The sequence below is a fragment of the Streptomyces sp. NBC_00457 genome, assembly GCF_036014015.1.
GTDB lineage: Bacteria > Actinomycetota > Actinomycetes > Streptomycetales > Streptomycetaceae > Streptomyces.
In genome coordinates this window covers 2,498,295-2,514,799 of record NZ_CP107905.1, presented here as the reverse complement: position 1 = coordinate 2,514,799, position 16,505 = coordinate 2,498,295, and the positions used below count along the sequence as shown (strand labels likewise).

The window sequence follows — 16,505 nt, the reverse complement described above, 5'->3', positions numbered from 1 at the left end:
GCGACGGGCCCGCCGCCCCCGTGCCGGCGGGCCCCGCATGACACCAATGTGCCCCCAGGAGAGGGCGGTTGACGCCGTGCGGGACGCTGTTCAGAGGATGATTTGAGGGTTCCGTAGACCGCGTACGACCGGTGGCGTACGTGGCTCACTGCTGATGGTGCTGATGGTGCTCGTGGTGTTCCGACAGGCCCGGCCAGTCGTCGGGGCCGCCGCCCTGCCACTCGATGAAGTCGCTCTCCGCGAGGTCCGTGACATACAGGTCGGCCAGCCGCAGGATCTCGCTCACGTCGTCCTCGTGCGTGGCGATCCCCAGTGTCTCGTCGCCCGACGTGACCCGCCGGGAGCCGTCCAGGGCCGGTGGATGCACCACGATGTGCGGATGCTCCGTTGGATGTTCCATGCCTTCAGGCTGCTGCGGACGCGACGGTTCCGCACCCCGGGAACACCGAAGAGCGCCGGATACGGGACCGTCCGTATCCGGCGCTCTTCGGCTTGGTGAGGGTGTGGCCGGGACCGCGGCGGATGCGACGGAGCCTGGAACGCCTTCCCTCAGGTCGAGAAGGGGAACTCGGTCCTTCACCACCGCACTGGCTCGCACGCCGCCACGGTCCCCGGCCTGCCCGCGCCCTGCCTCCGGCCACCCCTCATCCGGGCCGTTCGGCTGTCGCGGGCCGTCTTGGTGAGTCCTCTCAGCCCTCTCAGTCCTCGCGCAGGGCGTGGACCGCCTCCTCTCACCGCCAGCGGGGCCGACAGCGGGCGGCCGTTCTCCACCGGGCCGTCGTAGGAGTTCGGCTCGTAGTTCTTGGCGTGGCGGCCCTGGGAGCTGGACGCCATGAAGCCGTCACGGCCGTAGTTGCTGGCAACCGTCGCCTTCAGGGCGTTCACGGCGATCGGGACGCCAACGGTTTGTTGAAGTGGATTCCGGGCCGCGGCGGCGCCTGGGCGCGACAGGACAGTTGTCAGCGCCGCCGCGGCCCGGAAGTCTCGGGGGTGCTCGTCAGAGCTGGGCGCCGGAGAGGCGCTCGACCGCGCGCAGCAGCGCGCTGTGGTCCAGGCCGCCGTCGCCCTGTGTGCGCAGGGACGCGACCAGTTGGGCGACCACCGCGCCGACGGGCAGGGCCGCGCCGACGTTGCGGGCGGCGTCCGTGACGATGCCCATGTCCTTGTGGTGCAGGTCGATCCGGAAGCCCGGCTTGAAGTCCCGGTTCAGGAAGTTGTCCTTCTTGCGGGTCAGCACGGTGGAGCCGGCCAGCCCGCCGTTCAGGACGTCCAGCGCGGCGGTCAGGTCCACGCCGGACTTCTCCAGGAAGACCACGGCCTCGGCGCACGCCTGGATGTTCACGGCGACGATCAGCTGGTTGGCGGCCTTCACGGTCTGGCCCGAGCCGTGCGGACCGCACAGCACGATGGTCTTGCCCAGCGCCTCGAAGATCGGCTTGGCGGTGTCGTAGTCGGACTGCTCACCGCCGACCATGATCGACAGCACCGCCTCGATCGCGCCGGCCTCACCACCGGACACGGGCGCGTCCAGGACGCGGATGCCCTTGTCCTTCGCCGCCTTCGCCAGGTCGACCGAGGTCTGCGGGGTGATCGAGGACATGTCGATCAGCAGCGCGCCGGACTTCGCGTTCTCCAGGATGCCGTCCGGGCCGTACGCGATGGCCTCGACCTGCGGGGAGGCGGGCACCATCGTGACGACCACGTCGGCGTCCTTCACGGCCTCGGCGATCGAACCGGCGGCAGTGCCGCCGGCGGTGGCGAGCCGGTCCAGCTTGTCCTGCTCCAGGGTGAAGCCGGTGACGTCGTAACCCGCCTTGATCAGGTTCTCGGACATGGGGGAGCCCATGATGCCGAGGCCGATCCAGGCGACCTTGGGGAGTGTGCTCATTGGGGCTGCCTCTCTAACTGCGGTAATACGTCTGCGGGTTGGCGGGCGTGGGGAAATCAGCCCGTTGGGTGCGCTCCCTCTGGGGGAGTTTGAGGACGAGGCCCGTTCAGGGCCGAAGCGGGGGGCTGGGGGCGGAAGCCCCCGGTGACGGCCACCTCAGCGGGCGGCGCGCTGTTCCACCGGTAGCCAGCCGAAGGCTTCCGCGCTCGGGCGGTCGCCCGGCTTGTACTCGAGGCCGATCCAGCCGTCGTAACCCGCCTTCTTCAGCTGGTCGAGGAGGTCTTCGAGGGGCAGCGAGCCCGTGCCCGGGGCGCCGCGGCCCGGGTTGTCGGCGATCTGCACGTGGCCGGTCTTGGCGGCGTACTGCTCGATCACCTGCGGCAGGTCCTCGCCGTTCATGGACAGGTGGTAGAGGTCCATGAGGAAGCGCGCGTTGCCGAGCCCCGTCGCCGCGTTGACCTTGTCGACGATGCCGACGGCGGCGGGCGCCGACACCAGCGGGTACCGCGGCGACTCGGGCTGGTTCAGGGCCTCGATCAGCAGGATCGCGCCGATCCGGTCGGCCGCCCGCGCCGCGAGAACGAGGTTCTCCAGCGCCAGCGCGTCCTGCTCGGCCGGGTCCACGCCGTCGACGCGGTTGCCGTACAGGGCGTTGAGCGCCGTGCAGCCCAGGGACTGCGCGAAGTCGGCGGCCACATCGATGTTGGCGCGGAACTTCTCCGACTCCTCGCCGGGGATCGACAGGGTGCCGCGGTCCGGGCCCGGGAGCTGGCCGGCGTAGAAGTTCAGGCCCGTGAGCTGGACGCCCGCGTCCTCGATCGCCTTCTTGAGGGCGTCGAGCTCGGACTGCTCGGGCGTGGGGGAGTCGACCCAGGGCCACCACAACTCGACCGCGGTGAAGCCGGCCGCAGCGGCGGCCGCGGGGCGCTCCAGGAGCGGGAGTTCCGTGAAGAGGATCGACAGGTTGACGTTGAAGCGCTGCTCTGCGAATCCCATCGGGGCCGGCGCTCCCTTCCGTTGCGATCGATCGAGATTCCGTAATGGAGAGATTCCGTATTGCGGAACTTCGTTTCTGCTTAATGGAAGACTGCCTGTGGCCTGCGACAGCTGTCAAGAGCGACCGGCAAAAAAGCGCCCCCGCGCGGGTACGCGGGGGCGCTTGCGGAACGGGCGGCTCAGAGTGCGTCGACGGCACTCACCTTCCAACCTTCCGACGTGCGGGTCATCGTCATCCGCACCCGGTTCAGATCCACCCGGGAACCCGAGACCTGGGTGCTCTCGGTGACCTGGTTGACGAAGAGCAGGGTCATGACCTGGTCCGGAGAGGCCGACACGACGGAGGCCGTGGCGACCGTCGCCTTCACCACCCCGTCGTACTTCTTCGCCGTCGGCCCGACCACGGTCCGCGTGGTCTTTCGGTACTCGTCGCGGAACGTCCCGGTCAGCCGGTCGCCCGCCGCGGCGAAGTCCCGGTCCAGCCGCCGGTGGTCGTACGACAGCACGACGGGCGCCGCCTTCCGCGCGGCCTCGAGCGCCTGCACGCCTGCCTGCTCGGCCTGCTCACCAGCCCGGTACCGCTGTCCGAGTACGGCGACGGCGACCAGGCCCGCCAGGAGCAGGACGGCCACGAGCGCGGCGAGCAGTCCTCTCCGGGAGCGGCGCACACCGGTTCCGGAGTCGTCCTCCGCGAAGTCCTCCGGTGTCGGCTCCGGCGGGTCGTCCCAGCCGTCCGCGGGCTCGATGACCACCGTGCGCCCGGCGAGCGGAGGTGCCTCGGCCACTGCGGTCGCCGGGCCGGCGTCGTGGTGGCCGCGTTCCGCGCGCCTGGCCGCGGCGCGGGCCGCCGCCGTCATCGTGTGCCGGGTCGGGGAACCGGCGCCGCGGCCTCGGGTGGTGGGTTTCGCCACGGTCTTACTCCTCACTGGGCGATACGGGTCTTACGGCCAAGGGGGCGGGGTCAGCCCACGAACTCGACGTCGGAGGTCAGCCAGCGGCCGTCCTCGTGGACCAGGTCGAGTTGCAGCCGGTACGTGCGTGCCTCCCCCTTGGGCACGGCGGTGTTGGTCACCTTGCTGTCGGCGACCACGAGCACGCGGGCCGTGCGCTCGTCGGAGCGGACGATGCCCGCGTCGAGGACCTGGCCCTCGGACACGGACTTGTTCCGCGCGACGAGCTCGGTCAACTCCTCTGTCTGCGCAGCGAACTCCTTCTTGAAGTCGCCGGTCGCGCTCTTGAGCACATTGCCGCTGTCCCGGTCGTAGCGCCGGTAGTCGAGGGAGGTGAAGTTCAGCGCCGACTGCCGGGCCGCCGCCAGGATGTCCTGCCGGCGCTGCTCCGCCTGGCGCTGGTCGTAGAGCAGGCTGCTCAGCCAGAGAGCCGCCGCTGTGGTGAGGACGGTCGCCACGACGAGTCCCACGGACAGGGCTCGGGAGCGTCCGGCTCTTCCGGCTCGGGTGATCAGGCTCCGGGTCGCTTGGAACACGAGCCCGCTCATGCCATCGGTCCGACGAGCAGCCATTGCCACGACTCCTTTCCGAAGACGGTCTGCTGGCCGCCCGTCGAGCCGATCTCGACGGGCGTTCCGTCCGGGCCGGTGAACGTGCCGGTCTCCGGGTCGTACGGCGTGACGTACGCCGCCTGGTCGGCCCCGCCGCGCGCTGCCGCGCCGGGGGCGTTCTGCGCGCCGCGCACCGAGGTGGCGCTGCCGCGTTGGGCCGTGCAGCGGGCGTCAGTGTTCGCCTCGCGCGGGCTGGTGTCCGCCGGGTCGCGCCGGGCGGTGCCGTAGCCCTGGGTGCAGGGCGGCGGGTCGTCGGCGTTCACGACGAGGCCGAAGTGGGTGGTGCCGTCGCCGGGGACGACGGTGTGGCTGCCCGCGACGACGACCGGGAAGGTGACCAGGGCCTGCTCCACGCCGGGCAGCCGCGCGAGCGTGACCTGGCCGCCGCTGATCAGGTTGGCCAGCAGCACCGACAGCCGCGGTTCGACCGACTTCAGCAGCGAGCTGAGCTCGACCGCCGCCGGTGTCGCGTTGCCGATGAGCCTGCGCAGGTCCCCGTCGCTCGACTTCAACTCCGCGGTGAGCAGGGCGAGATCGCGTGAGAACGCCTTGATGGACGAGCCCTGGTCGGCCTGCGTCTTGAGCACCTTCCGGGAGTCCTCGATCAGCGAGATCGTCTCGGGCAGCGACTCGGACGCCGACTCGACGAGCGCGTTGCCCGAGTCGACCAGCCTGCTCAGATGCGGGCCGGTGCCGGAGAAGGCCTTGCCCAACTCGTCGACGGTGACGCGCAGATCGTCCTTGCCGACCGAGTTGACCAGCCGGTCGAGGCTGAGGACCAGGTCCGTCGTGGGCAGCGGCACGCGCGTGCGGCCGCGGGGGATCGTGCTGCCCTGGAGCAGATACGGCCCACCGGCCGTGCGTGGCTGGAGGTCGACGTACTGCTCGCCCACCGCCGAACGGTTCGCCACCACGGCGAGCGTGTCCGCCGGAATGCGCGGCGCCCCGTCCTCGATGTCGAGGGAGACCGAGACCCCGCTCGCGCCGGTCAGCTTCAGCGCACCGACCCGGCCCACCGGCACCCCTCGGTAGGTGACCTCGGCGCCCTTGAAGATGCCTCCGGAGTCAGGGAAGTCGGCCCGCACGGTGTAGCCGCGGCCTAGGAGGCTGTCCACGAGGCCCGTGTACTCGGCGCCGACGTAGGACACGCCGACGGCGGTGACGGTGGCGAAGGCGAGCAGTTGGGCCTTGACCGTACGTGTGATCACGGCTGTATCCCCTTCAGCATCAGCTCCGCGAGCGCGAGGTCGATCCCCGGTGGCAGCTCCCGGTCGGTGCCGGTGCCGGTGCCGGTGCCGGTGCCGGTGCCGTAGGCGGCGGTGCACACCGGTGGGCAGAGCGGGCCGCCGTCGGACGGTCCGGAAGGGGCCGTCGGCGCGTCGGGCAGGCCGGGTGCGGGCGTCGGCACGCTCGGCACGCTCGGCAGGTCGGGGAGATCGGGTAGTTCGGGTACGTCGGGGAGGTCCGGGGTGTCCGGCAGGTCCGGTGCGTCGGGGGTACCTCCCTTGTCACCCGGCTTCTCCGTCAGGTTGCCGTAGATACTCGCGAGATCGAGGTCCGCGGTGATGGCGAGGTTCACGTAGTCGCCGTTGATGGCGTCGACCGCGTTGCGCGGGAAGGGGTAAGTGGTCAGCAACTCAAGGGAGTTGGGGAGATCGGCGCCCGCCTTGTTGAGCTGCTCCAGGATCGGTCGCAGCTGTTTGAGGTTGGCGACCGTGTCGTCCCGGGAGGCCTTGACCACCTTGGTGCCCGTCGTGCCCAGCTTCGACAGGGCGGTGAGCATCCTGGTCAGGTCGCGCCGCTGGTCGGCGAGCACCTTGAGGGCGGGTGGCATGGTGTCGACGGCCTGGGCGATCGTCTTCTTCTCCTTCCCGAGCCGCCCCGCGAGCCGGTCGACGGCCTCGAGCGCGCGGATGATGTCCTCGCGCTGGTCGTCCAGGCCGCCCAGGAACGTGTTCAGCTCCTTGAGCAGGGACCTGACCCGGTTCTCGCGCCCCGCCAGGGCCTTGTTCAGCTCCACGGTGATCGTCTTGAGCTGGGCCACCCCACCGCCGTTGAGCAGCGCCGAGAGCGCGGACAGCACCTCCTCGGTCTCCGGGTTGCGGCCGCTGCGGCTCAGCGGGACGCGGTCGCCGTCGCGGAGCCGGCCCACGGGATCGGAGCCGGGCGGGGCGGACAGCGCCACGTACTTCTCGCCGAGCATGCTGGTCTGCCTCAGCTCGGCGACCGCGTTGGCGGGCAGCTTCACCGAGTCGGCGACCCGGAGTCGTACACGCGCGTGCCAGCCGTCCAGCTCGACCTTCTCCACCGCGCCCACGGTCACGTTGTCGACCTTCACGGCCGACTGCGGCACCAGGTCGAGGACATCGCGGAACTCGACAGTGACGCGGTACGCGCGGCCGTCCGAGGCCGCGCCTCCCGGCAGCTCGACGTCGTACCAGCCGTTGAACTCGCAGCCGGACAGCAGCAGCGAACCGATCGCCGCCCAGGCGAGCGTGCCTGCCTTGCGCCTCATGCGCGGCCCCCCAGGATTCCGCCGAGGGTCCGGTCGACCGTGCCCGTACTCGGCACGGCGGGAGCCTTCGGCACCTCCGGCAGGGAGCCGAAGAGCTTCTTCAGCTGCGCACAGTCCGGGTTCTCGCCGCCCTCGTCACCGGTGGTCCGCAGGACGGAGCACAGCAGCGCGGCCGGATCCTGCGACATCTGCGCGTTGTTGCGGGTGTCGAGCGTGCCGGAGGAGGCGTTGTAGGCGTTCTGGAGATTCGACAGACCGGTGGGGGCGACCTCCAACAGCTCCTCCAGCGCGGCCCGTTGGTCGACGAGCACCTTGGTCACCTTGCTGAGGCCCTTCACGTTCGAGGTCAGCGACTTCTTGTTGGCCTTCACGAACGCGGACACGTCGCCGAGCGCGGTGCCGAGGTTGCGCAGCGCCGCCGCGAGGTCCTTGCGCTCCCCGGCCAGCTGCTCCGCGACCTCGGCGAGGCTGGTGTTGAACGACCGCACGCTCTTGTCGTCGGCCGCCAGCGCCGCCGTGAACACCTGGAGGTTCCGCACGGTGCCGAACAGGTCCCCGCGGCCGTCGGACAGCGTGGTGACCGCCTCCGAGAGGTCCTTCACGGTCCGGTGGATGTTCCCGCCCTGGCCCTCCAGGTTGTCCGCGCTCACTCCGAGCAGCCGTGCCAGGGAGCCGTCCTTGTTGGCGCCCTCGGGGCCGAGCGCCTCGGCCGTGGTGTGCAGGCTGTCGAAGATCCGGTCCAGCTCGACCGGTACGGCCGTGCGCGCCTCGGGGATGACGGCGCCGTCCCGCAGCGCCGGACCCTCCCGGTACACCGGCAGCAGCTGCACATAACGGTCGCTGACCACCGAGGAGTTGATGATCGCGGCCCGGGCGTCGTCCGGCACCTTGCGCTCCTCGTCGTACTCCAGCTCCACCCGCACCCGGCCGCCCTCCGGCGTCATCGTCTTCACCTCGCCGATGCGGACGCCGAGGACACGGACGTCCGAGCCGGGGTAGATGCCAACGGTGCGCGGGAAGTACGCGGTGACGCGCACCTTCCCGGGGCGCGGCCACAGCACGAAGACGGCCGCGGCGACGAGGGCCAGGGCGAGGAGCAGTGCCAGGCGCCGCTTCATCGTGAGCCTCCCGTGCTCGGCACCACCGGGGCGGCGACCAGGTTCTGGACGTAGGAGTCGAACCAGCGGCCGTTGCCGAGGGTGTTGGAGAAGACCCGGACGTAGGGCGCGAGCAGCCGGACGCTGCGGTCCAGGCTCGACTGGTTGCGTTCGAGCATCTCGACCACCTGGTTCAGGCCCCTGAGCGCGGGGCCGATCTCCTTGGCGTTGTCCTCGACCAGGCCGGAGAGTTCGACGCCGAGCGCGGCCGAGGTCTTGAGCAGCTTGTGGATGGCCTGGCGCCGCTTGCTGATCTCCTTGAACAGCGCGTCGCCGTCCTTGACCAGGGCGGTGAAGTCCTCGGTGCGCCGGGCCAGTACGCCCGTGACGCCGTTGGCACGGTCGAGGAGTTCGCCCAGCGCCTTGTCGCGCGAGGCGACCGTACGGGAGATCTTCGACAGGCCCTTGATGGACGCCCGTACCTCGGCGGGCGAGTCCTGGAAGGTGGTGGAGATGGTGTCCAGGGCCGTCGCCAGCCGGTCGGTGTCCACCTCTTCCGTGGTGGTCGTCAGATCGCTGAAGGCCTGTACGACGTCGTACGCGGGGACGGTCCGTGTCAGCGGGATCTCGGTGCCGGGCTTCAACTGCCCCCGGCCCTTGGGGTGCAGGGCCAGGTACTTGGCGCCGAGGATCGTCTTGACCCGGATCGAGGCCCCGGTCGCGGTGCCGAACCCCGGGTCACCCTTGATCTTGAAGGTGACCTTGACGTGGTCGCCGTCCAGATCGACCTCCTCGACCTTGCCGACCTTGACCCCGGCGATCCGTACCTCGTCGCCGGGCTTGAGGCCGCCCGCTTCCGCGAAGGCCGCGCTGTACGTCTCGCCGTCGCCGATCACCGGCAGGCTGTCCGCGTTGAACGCGGCCACGGCCAGCAGCGCGAGGGTGGTCAGGCCGACGGCGCCGATCACCACCGGGTTCTGCTCGCGGAAGGGCGGCAGGTGCGGAAGCCGAAGCCGGACACGCGGCAGTCTCGGCGGCTCGACGCGCACCTTGAACAGCGGCTGGGGCTTGCGCTTCCTTCGGACCCGGATGCTCATCCCGCGCACCTCGCCCTCGCCACGTGCAGCTCGGGAGTGAGTACCTGCTTCGTCTTCGGCAGCACGATCCGGCCGTCGAAGTCGCAGAGGTAGAAGTTGAACCACGAGCCGTAGGACGCCGTCCCCGTCAGTTCATTGAGCTTGTTCGGCAGCCGCTTCAGCACGCCCTCCACCGTCTTCTCGTTGTCATTGAGCGTTCCGGTGAGATCGGTCAGCTCGGCGATGTCGTCCTTCAGGGGCGGACGCGCGTCCTGCAAGAGCCCCGACGTCGCTTCCGTCAGGTCGCCGATGCTCACCAGCGACTCACCGATCGGCTCACGGTCGGCGGACAGCCCCGAGATCACCCGGCGCAGCTGCTTGAGCAGCCCGGAGAAACGGGCACCGCGCCGGTCGAGCGTCCCCAGCACGGTGTTGAGGTTGTCGATCACGGAGCCGATCAGCTTGTCCCGGCCGGCGAGTGTCGTGGTGAGCGAAGCCGTGTGCGCGAGCAGGCTGTCGACCGTGCCGCCCTCGCCCTGGAGGGTCTTGATGATCTCGGTCGCGAGCTGGTTGACGTCCTTCGGGCTGAGCGCGGCGAACAGCGGCTTGAAGCCGTTCAGCAGGGCGTTGAGGTCCAGCGCGGGCTGCGTCCGCGACAGCGGGATCGTCGCGCCGGGCCGCAGCCGGGTGCCGTCGCCCACGCCCTCGGTCAGGGCGACGTACCGCTGCCCGACGAGGTTCCGGTAGCGGACGACCGCGCCCGTGCTCGTGAGCAGCGGACGCTCCTCGCTGACCGTGAACGTGACCTCGGCGCGGGTCCGGTCCTTGATCCGGATGCCCTCGACTTCACCGACCCGCACCCCGGCCACCCGGATGTCGTCGCCCTCCTCCAGGCCGGTGACGTCGCTGAACACGGCGCGGTAGGTGTCGGTGGGGGTGAAGGAGATGTTCACGATGGTGGCGGCGAGCAGGGCCGTCGCCAGGATCGTCACCACGGCGAAGAGGCTGAACTTGATCAGCGGGCCGGCGGTCCGGCGTGATTTCGTCGTGCTCATGCGACGCTCACCGCCGTCCCGCGCGCCATCGGCCCGAACAGCAGCGTCGCGACCGGCGGCACCTCGTCGGCGGGCACGCCCAGGACGGGGGCCACGAGGGAGCCGACGGCGCGCTGTTCGGCGCGGGTGCCGGACACCTCCGACGTACCGTCATCGAGCTTGGTGTGCGGCGCGGGCACGCTCGGGTGCGGCAGACCACGGCAGTCGGGCCCCGACCGCTCCCCGTACCGGGGCTCCTCACCGGGTTCGTACGCCGGCCGCTGCCGTACGACTTCCAGTGTGATCCGCATCCTCCCGCCCCGGAACGCCTCCTCGGAGGCTTCCTCCTGCCGGACCAGGCCGTCGAGCAGGCACGGGTACTCGGGCGAGTAGCGGGCGAAGAGATCGAGCGTCGGACGGGACACCCGGCCCAGCGTGATCAGCCGGTCACCGGTCCGGTCGAGGAAGCCGCCCGCCGTGCCGGCGGCGGCCGTGGTCGAGGTGAGCGCGGCGGCGAGCTGGTCCTTCTTCTCCACCAGCGTGCGGCTGGTGGTCACCGTGTTGCGCAGGATCCGCATCAGGTCGGGCGCCGCGTCGCCGTACACCTCGGCGACGTCCGCGAACCGCGCGATGTCCTCCTTCAGGGACGGCAGATGCGGGTTGAGCTTCCGCAAGTAGGCCTCCACGCGCGTGAGGTTGGCGCCGATCCGGTCGCCGCGCCCTTCGAGGGCCGTGGCGAACGCGGACAGCGTGGCGTTGAGCTCGCCGGGTCGGACGGTCCGCAGCAGCGGCAGCAGGTCGTTCAGCAACTGCTGGAGCTCGATGCCGACGCGGGTACGGTCCTGGGTGATCACGTCGCCGGCGCGGATCGACCGCGCGGACGAGCCGGCGGGGACGACCAGATCGACGTACTTCTCGCCGAACAGCGTCTTGGGCAGCAGCCGCGCATGCACATCGGCCGGGATGTACGACACATGCTCCGGCTTGAGCGCGATGTCGAGCGTCGCCTTCGTCCCGTCGGCCCGCACCGCGCGCACCTCGCCGACCAGCAGCCCGCGCAGCTTGACGTCGGCACGCCGGTCCAGCTGGTTGCCCAGGCTGTCGGCCTCCAGCGTGATCCGCACGACCGGCGTGAACGCCTGTCGGTAGACGGCGACGGACAGCGACAGCAGCAGGGCGAGTACGGCGATGAAGACGACGCCGTACAACCGCAGTCTCAGTACCCTCATCCGGCGGCTCACCCCGCGATCCGTACGGTCGTGTTGGCGCCCCAGATCGCCAACGACAGGAAGAAGTCAAGGACGTTGATCGCCACGATCGACGTCCGCACGGCCCGCCCCACCGCGACACCGACGCCCGCCGGGCCGCCGCTCGCGTAGTAGCCGTAGAAGCAGTGCACCAGGATGATCACGACGGCGAAGACCAGCACCTTGCCGAAGGACCACAGCACGTCGACCGGCGGCAGGTATTGCTGGAAGTAGTGGTCGTAGGTGCCCGCCGACTGCCCGTAGTAGCCGGTGGTGATGGTGCGGGCGGCGAAGTACGAGGACAGCAGCCCGACCACGTACAGCGGGATCACGGCGACGAACCCGGCGATCATCCGCGTGGTCACCAGGAACGGCAGCGAGGGCACGCCCATGACCTCCAGGGCGTCGGTCTCCTCGCTGATCCGCATCGCGCCGAGCTGCGCGGTGAACCCGGCGCCGACCGTCGCGGACAGCGCGAGCCCGGCCACCAGCGGCGCGATCTCCCGGGTGTTGAAGTACGCCGACAGGAACGCCACGAAGTTGGACGTGCCGAGCTGGTTGAGCGCGGCGTACCCCTGGAGCCCCACCTCCGTGCCGGTGAAGAACGACAGGAAGGCGATCACGCCGACCGTGCCGCCCACGACGGCGAGCGCGCCCCGGCCGAAGCTGACCTCGGCGAGCAGCCGCAGGATCTCCTTCTTGTAGCGGCGCACGGTGCGGCCGGTCCAGGCCAGCGAGCGGCCGTAGAAGGTCAGTTGAGCGCCCAGGTCCTCGAGGGACTTCAGGGGGCGGTCGAGAAGTCTCATCGCTCAGCCCCTCTGCGGAACGACCTGGAAGTACACCGCGGTCATCACGAAGTTGGTCACGAACAGCAACATGAAGGTGATCACCACCGACTGGTTCACCGCGTCGCCCACACCCTTCGGGCCGCCCTTCGCGGTGAGTCCCTTGTACGAGGCGACGATCGCGGCGATCGCGCCGAACACGAGCGCCTTGAACTCGGCGGCCCACAGGTCGGAGAGCTGGGCGAGCGTGGTGAACGAGGCGAGATACGCGCCCGGTGTGCCGTCCTGGAGAACGACGTTGAAGAAGTAGCCGCCCGCCACGCCGACCACCGACACCAGGCCGTTGAGCAGCACCGCCACCACCATCGAGGCCAGCACACGCGGCACGACCAGCCGGTGGATCGGGTCGATGCCCAGCACCTGCATCGCGTCGATCTCCTCGCGGATCTTCCGCGCCCCGAGGTCCGCGCAGATCGCCGTACCGCCGGCACCCGCGATCAGCAGCGCGGTCACGATCGGCGAGGCCTCCCGCAGCACCGCGAGCACGGAGGCCGCGCCCGAGAAGGACTGGGCGCCCAACTGCCGGGTGAGGCTGCCGATCTGGAGGGCGATGACCGCGCCGAAGGGGATGGAGACGAGGGCGGTCGGCAGGATGGTGACGCTGGCGATGAACCAGGCCTGCTGGATGAACTCCCTTACTTGGAACGGCCGTTTGGGCACAGTCCGTACGACGTCCAGGGCCATCGCGCAGAGACTGCCGGAGTGACGTAGCGCGCCGACGGGGTTGAGGCTCATGCGTGCGCCACCTCCTCCTCCCGGCGCGCGATGGCCTGCCAGCGGGGCGGGCGGGGGATGCCGGGGCTGGGCAGCAGCCGGGGTGTGAGGTGCTCGGTCTCGATGTGCTCGCCGATCAGGGCCAGTTCCTGCTCGACCTGGGCGGCGTCCTTCTCCTCCGCCATGCCGATCGGCCCCTGCATCCGGCCGTTGAGGAACTGCCGTACGACGGGTTCGTCGCTGGTCAGCAGGCGGTCGCGGGGCCCGAACATCACCAGCTCGCGGCGGAACAGCAGCCCGATGTTGTCCGGGACCTGGCGGGCCGAGGCGATGTCGTGCGTGACGATGAGGAAGGTCGCGTCGATCTGGGCGTTCAGGTCGACGATCAGCTGGTTGAGATACGCGACGCGCACCGGATCCAGCCCCGAGTCCGGCTCGTCGAACAGAATGATCTCCGGGTCGAGGACAAGCGCCCGGGCCAGTCCGGCCCGTTTGCGCATACCGCCGGAGATCTCGCCGGGCAGCTTCTCCTCCGCGCCGATCAGACCGACCATGTCCATCTTCTCGAGCACGATCCGCCGGACCTCGCTCTCCGGCTTGCGGGTGTGCTCACGCAGCGGGAAGGCGATGTTGTCGTACAGGTTCATCGACCCGAACAGCGCGCCGTCCTGGAACAGCACGCCGAAGAGCTTCCGCACCTCGTACAGGTCGTGCTCACGCAGCTTGGTGATGTCCCGGCCTTGAACCGTGATCGACCCGCGCTCCGGCTTGAGCAGTCCCACGAGCGTCTTGAGGAACACCGACTTGCCCGTGCCCGAGGGGCCGAGCATGACCGAGACCTCCCCGGCGGGCAGCGTCAGCGAGACGTCCTGCCAGATGACCTGGTGACCGAAGGACTTCGTCAGCCCTTCCACACAGATCTCGACACCCATCCGGTTCACCCTTCAGCCGTGGAGCAGCCCTGACATCTGCTCTACGGGGAGGGGCGGGGCGTCCGTCGCGGCGGACACGGATTTTTTTGGGACGGGGTTGAGGGAGGGCTATGGCAGTGCGTGGACGGGGGTGGGGCGGTGGGTGCGGCGGACGCGAATCTTCTTTCGGACGGGCTGAGCGGGGGCTATGGCAGCGCGTCGACCGGGGTGGGGGCGGAGGGCGCGGCGGGTGCTTCCGGAGTCTCGGGGGTCGCGGGGAGGGCGGGGGCGCTGGGTACGGCTCGTGGGAGGTCGCGTGCGTCCGGGGCCTCCGGGGCGTCCGAGATGGTCGGGAGTTCTGGGACGTCGGGCACGTCAGGCAGTTCGGGAGCGGTCAGGTCCGGTGCGGTGGTGATCTTCGGCAGGGGCGGCACCGACAGCGGCAGCAGCGACCGGGCGTCCGGGGTCCGCCTCGCCTCCGGGGCGGCGGCGGTCGAGGCGTCCGGGGCCGCCCGCCCGCCCGGAGCCGTTGCCCGGCCGTCCTCGTCCGGCTGTTGCCACGCCTCCGGCTGCGGGGATACGGCGACCCGAGGCGCCGCGCCCTGTCCGTCCCAGTCGTCGGCGTACGGCAGCACGAAGCCGGCCACGGCCAGCGTCGCCGCCGTCGAGGCCACCGCCAGGGCCTGGGCATGACTCGCCCGCGGCCTGCCCCGGCCGCACAGGAACAGCGCGAGACCGAGCGTGCCGGCCAGCGAGTTGCGCAGCGTCCGGCGGGCCCGGGCCAGCAGCGACTCGACCGTCCGGTAGCTCAGGCCCATCCGCACGGCGACCTGGCTCACATCCAGGTCCTCCGACTTCAGCCGGATCGCCTCCGCCTGGCGCGCGGGCAGCTCCCCGCTGCGCACGGCCAGCCATCTGGCCTCGGCCCGGTCGCACACCGCCTCCTCGACCGGCACAGGACCGGGAGCGATCAGCGTCGGGCTTTTGCGCACCTCGGCCTCCCGGCTGACCTGCCGGTACCGGTCGACGCACAGACGAATCGTCACCGTCGTCAGCCAGGCGGCGAGCCGCTCGTCGTCCAGGTCGGGGCGCTCCGCCGCGCGCAGCATCGCCTCGTGCACGGCGTCCTCGGCGTCCTCCAGGGACATCGACCTGCGGCGGGCCACCTTGAGCAACTGCTCACGGTGCGTCCACATGCGCTCCCACCGGTCGTGGGCCGCCTGTATCTCCGCCGGCATGTCCATCGCCATGAGGGCCCCTTCGCGCTCACCCGCCGGCCACGTGCGTCCGGCGGGGCGCGACATTACCGTCCGGTAGCGGCGGTTGTGGAGGGGGTGGCGTCCAACGAGTTCGCATCGTTGCCGGGCAGCGAAGCCGCGCTGGGCAGACCGTCTCCGGTGTCGGGCAGGGGGAGCGAGGGCTGCGGTGACAGCTCGCCGATGTCGGATGCGGTCGCCGGTTGACGTGCGGCTGGTGCCGCACTGGACGGCCGGGCCGGGGAATCGCGCGCCGCTCCATGGCCGCCGGCAGACATAAACATGCTTGGTGCAACAACCTCTGGATGACTGTGAGTCAAGTGGTGAAGGCTGGGTGGGTGTCCCGAACCCTTGCTCTGATCGCCGGTGGCTCCTCGGGCCGCGGTGCCGCCCATGCCCGGCTCCCGGCCGCCGACAGTGACGTCGTCCTGGTGGCCGACGGGCGGCTCGGCTTGACGACCTCGCGCCGCTCGCAAGGCCGATCCATCCCACGACTACTGCCTGGTCATGACGGGCTGGGCGCTCAGGACGCCGGCCGACTTCCCCAGCCGTAGACCGGCGAGACCCGCGCCAGCCGGAGGTACCAGCCCGCCGTGCCGCCCGGTACCTGGAACAGCCCGTCCCAGCAACCGGTGCACCCTCGCGATCGACGCGACCACCGGTACGCCCTTCACCACCCGTACCCACACCGAGGGAGCGTGGACATGTCCACCGAACGTCCCGACCCAGCAGCGACTTCCCCCGTCGACCCCCTTGTGCCCCCCTCCGTGCCGTCCCGGCGTACCTTCATCGCCGCGAGCACGGCCGTCGGGGGAGCGGTCGCGGCCGGTGGCCTGGTCGCCGGGTCCCCGCCGCTCGGCGCCGAGGCGGCGGTGGCTGCCGAGGCGGCGCCCGGCAGCCGCGTCTCCCTGACGGTCAACGGCGTCCGGCACACCGTCGCGATCGACAACCGCACCTCGCTTCTCGACCTGCTGCGCGAGCGCCTGGGCCTGACCGGTTCCAAGAAGGGCTGCAACGCCGGTGCCTGCGGCGCCTGCACGGTCCTGGTCGACGGGCGACGGGTCAACTCCTGCCTGACCCTGGCGGTGCGGCTGGAGGGTACCGAGGTCACCACGATCGAGGGTCTGGAGAAGGGCGACCGGCTCCACCCGCTGCAACAGGCGTTCATCGACCAGGACGCCTTCCAGTGCGGCTTCTGCACGTCGGGCCAGATCGTGTCCGGCGTCGGGTGCATCCAGGAGGGTCACACCGGCTCCCCGGAGGAGATCCGGGAGTGGATGAGCGGCAACCTCTGCCGGTGCGGCTGCTACGTGAAGATCGGGCGCGCGGTCGAGCAGGCCGCCGGCCGGAAGTGAGGACCGATTC

16 protein-coding genes and 1 pseudogene are annotated in these 16,505 nt (G+C 70.6%); 1 reads left to right on the top strand and 16 read right to left on the bottom strand.

Going from position 1 to position 16,505, the window contains the following annotated elements:
* Positions 1 to 145: 145 nt before the first annotated feature.
* The 16 genes and pseudogenes from OG828_RS11540 to OG828_RS11465 all read right to left on the bottom strand — a co-directional run bounded on the left by OG828_RS11540 (position 146) and on the right by OG828_RS11465 (position 15,134).
* A complete protein-coding gene (locus tag OG828_RS11540; protein WP_328501056.1) occupies positions 146 to 400 on the bottom strand; it encodes a hypothetical protein in 255 nt (84 codons plus the stop codon).
* Positions 401 to 726: 326 nt separating this feature from the next.
* A pseudogene (locus tag OG828_RS11535) lies at positions 727 to 891 on the bottom strand (catalase); the annotation flags it as partial.
* Positions 892 to 997: 106 nt separating this feature from the next.
* Entirely contained in the window at positions 998 to 1,888 is an 891-nt protein-coding gene (locus OG828_RS11530; protein WP_328501055.1) for a 2-hydroxy-3-oxopropionate reductase, read from the bottom strand.
* Between the two features lie 156 nt (positions 1,889 to 2,044).
* Positions 2,045 to 2,884 (bottom strand): TIM barrel protein, encoded by an 840-nt coding sequence (locus OG828_RS11525; RefSeq protein WP_328501054.1) that lies wholly within the window; start codon positions 2,882 to 2,884, stop codon positions 2,045 to 2,047.
* A gap of 179 nt (positions 2,885 to 3,063) precedes the next feature.
* Positions 3,064 to 3,795 (bottom strand): hypothetical protein, encoded by a 732-nt coding sequence (locus OG828_RS11520; RefSeq protein WP_328501053.1) that lies wholly within the window; start codon positions 3,793 to 3,795, stop codon positions 3,064 to 3,066.
* Between the two features lie 50 nt (positions 3,796 to 3,845).
* Positions 3,846 to 4,382 (bottom strand): hypothetical protein, encoded by a 537-nt coding sequence (locus OG828_RS11515; protein ID WP_328501052.1) that lies wholly within the window; start codon positions 4,380 to 4,382, stop codon positions 3,846 to 3,848.
* Positions 4,379 to 5,653: an MlaD family protein gene (locus OG828_RS11510; protein ID WP_328501051.1), complete on the bottom strand. Its 1,275-nt coding sequence runs from the start codon at positions 5,651 to 5,653 to the stop codon at positions 4,379 to 4,381. Before OG828_RS11510 ends, OG828_RS11515 begins: the two co-directional genes overlap by 4 nt.
* On the bottom strand, positions 5,650 to 6,960 hold the full coding sequence (locus OG828_RS11505) for an MCE family protein (RefSeq protein ID WP_328501050.1): 1,311 nt from the start codon (positions 6,958 to 6,960) through the stop codon (positions 5,650 to 5,652). The genes OG828_RS11510 and OG828_RS11505 overlap by 4 nt, the downstream gene beginning before the upstream one ends.
* Entirely contained in the window at positions 6,957 to 8,078 is a 1,122-nt protein-coding gene (locus OG828_RS11500; protein ID WP_328501049.1) for an MCE family protein, read from the bottom strand. Before OG828_RS11500 ends, OG828_RS11505 begins: the two co-directional genes overlap by 4 nt.
* Positions 8,075 to 9,154: an MCE family protein gene (locus tag OG828_RS11495; RefSeq protein ID WP_443062388.1), complete on the bottom strand. Its 1,080-nt coding sequence runs from the start codon at positions 9,152 to 9,154 to the stop codon at positions 8,075 to 8,077. The genes OG828_RS11500 and OG828_RS11495 overlap by 4 nt, the downstream gene beginning before the upstream one ends.
* Positions 9,151 to 10,188, bottom strand: coding sequence for an MlaD family protein (locus OG828_RS11490; RefSeq protein ID WP_328501048.1), 1,038 nt, complete (start codon positions 10,186 to 10,188; stop codon positions 9,151 to 9,153). The genes OG828_RS11495 and OG828_RS11490 overlap by 4 nt, the downstream gene beginning before the upstream one ends.
* Entirely contained in the window at positions 10,185 to 11,396 is a 1,212-nt protein-coding gene (locus OG828_RS11485; protein ID WP_328501047.1) for an MCE family protein, read from the bottom strand. The genes OG828_RS11490 and OG828_RS11485 overlap by 4 nt, the downstream gene beginning before the upstream one ends.
* An 8-nt stretch (positions 11,397 to 11,404) precedes the next feature.
* Positions 11,405 to 12,220, bottom strand: coding sequence for an MlaE family ABC transporter permease (locus OG828_RS11480; protein ID WP_328353828.1), 816 nt, complete (start codon positions 12,218 to 12,220; stop codon positions 11,405 to 11,407).
* A gap of 3 nt (positions 12,221 to 12,223) precedes the next feature.
* Positions 12,224 to 12,994 carry an MlaE family ABC transporter permease gene (locus OG828_RS11475; protein WP_328501046.1) on the bottom strand — a complete coding sequence of 257 codons (771 nt, stop codon included), beginning with the start codon at positions 12,992 to 12,994 and terminating at the stop codon, positions 12,224 to 12,226.
* Entirely contained in the window at positions 12,991 to 13,905 is a 915-nt protein-coding gene (locus OG828_RS11470) for an ABC transporter ATP-binding protein (RefSeq protein WP_328501045.1), read from the bottom strand. Before OG828_RS11470 ends, OG828_RS11475 begins: the two co-directional genes overlap by 4 nt.
* A 185-nt stretch (positions 13,906 to 14,090) precedes the next feature.
* Positions 14,091 to 15,134 (bottom strand): RNA polymerase sigma factor, encoded by a 1,044-nt coding sequence (locus tag OG828_RS11465; protein WP_328501044.1) that lies wholly within the window; start codon positions 15,132 to 15,134, stop codon positions 14,091 to 14,093.
* A 710-nt stretch (positions 15,135 to 15,844) separates the two neighbouring features.
* Here OG828_RS11465 and OG828_RS11460 point away from each other — a divergent pair.
* Positions 15,845 to 16,495: a (2Fe-2S)-binding protein gene (locus OG828_RS11460; RefSeq protein ID WP_328501043.1), complete on the top strand. Its 651-nt coding sequence runs from the start codon at positions 15,845 to 15,847 to the stop codon at positions 16,493 to 16,495.
* Positions 16,496 to 16,505: the final 10 nt, after the last annotated feature.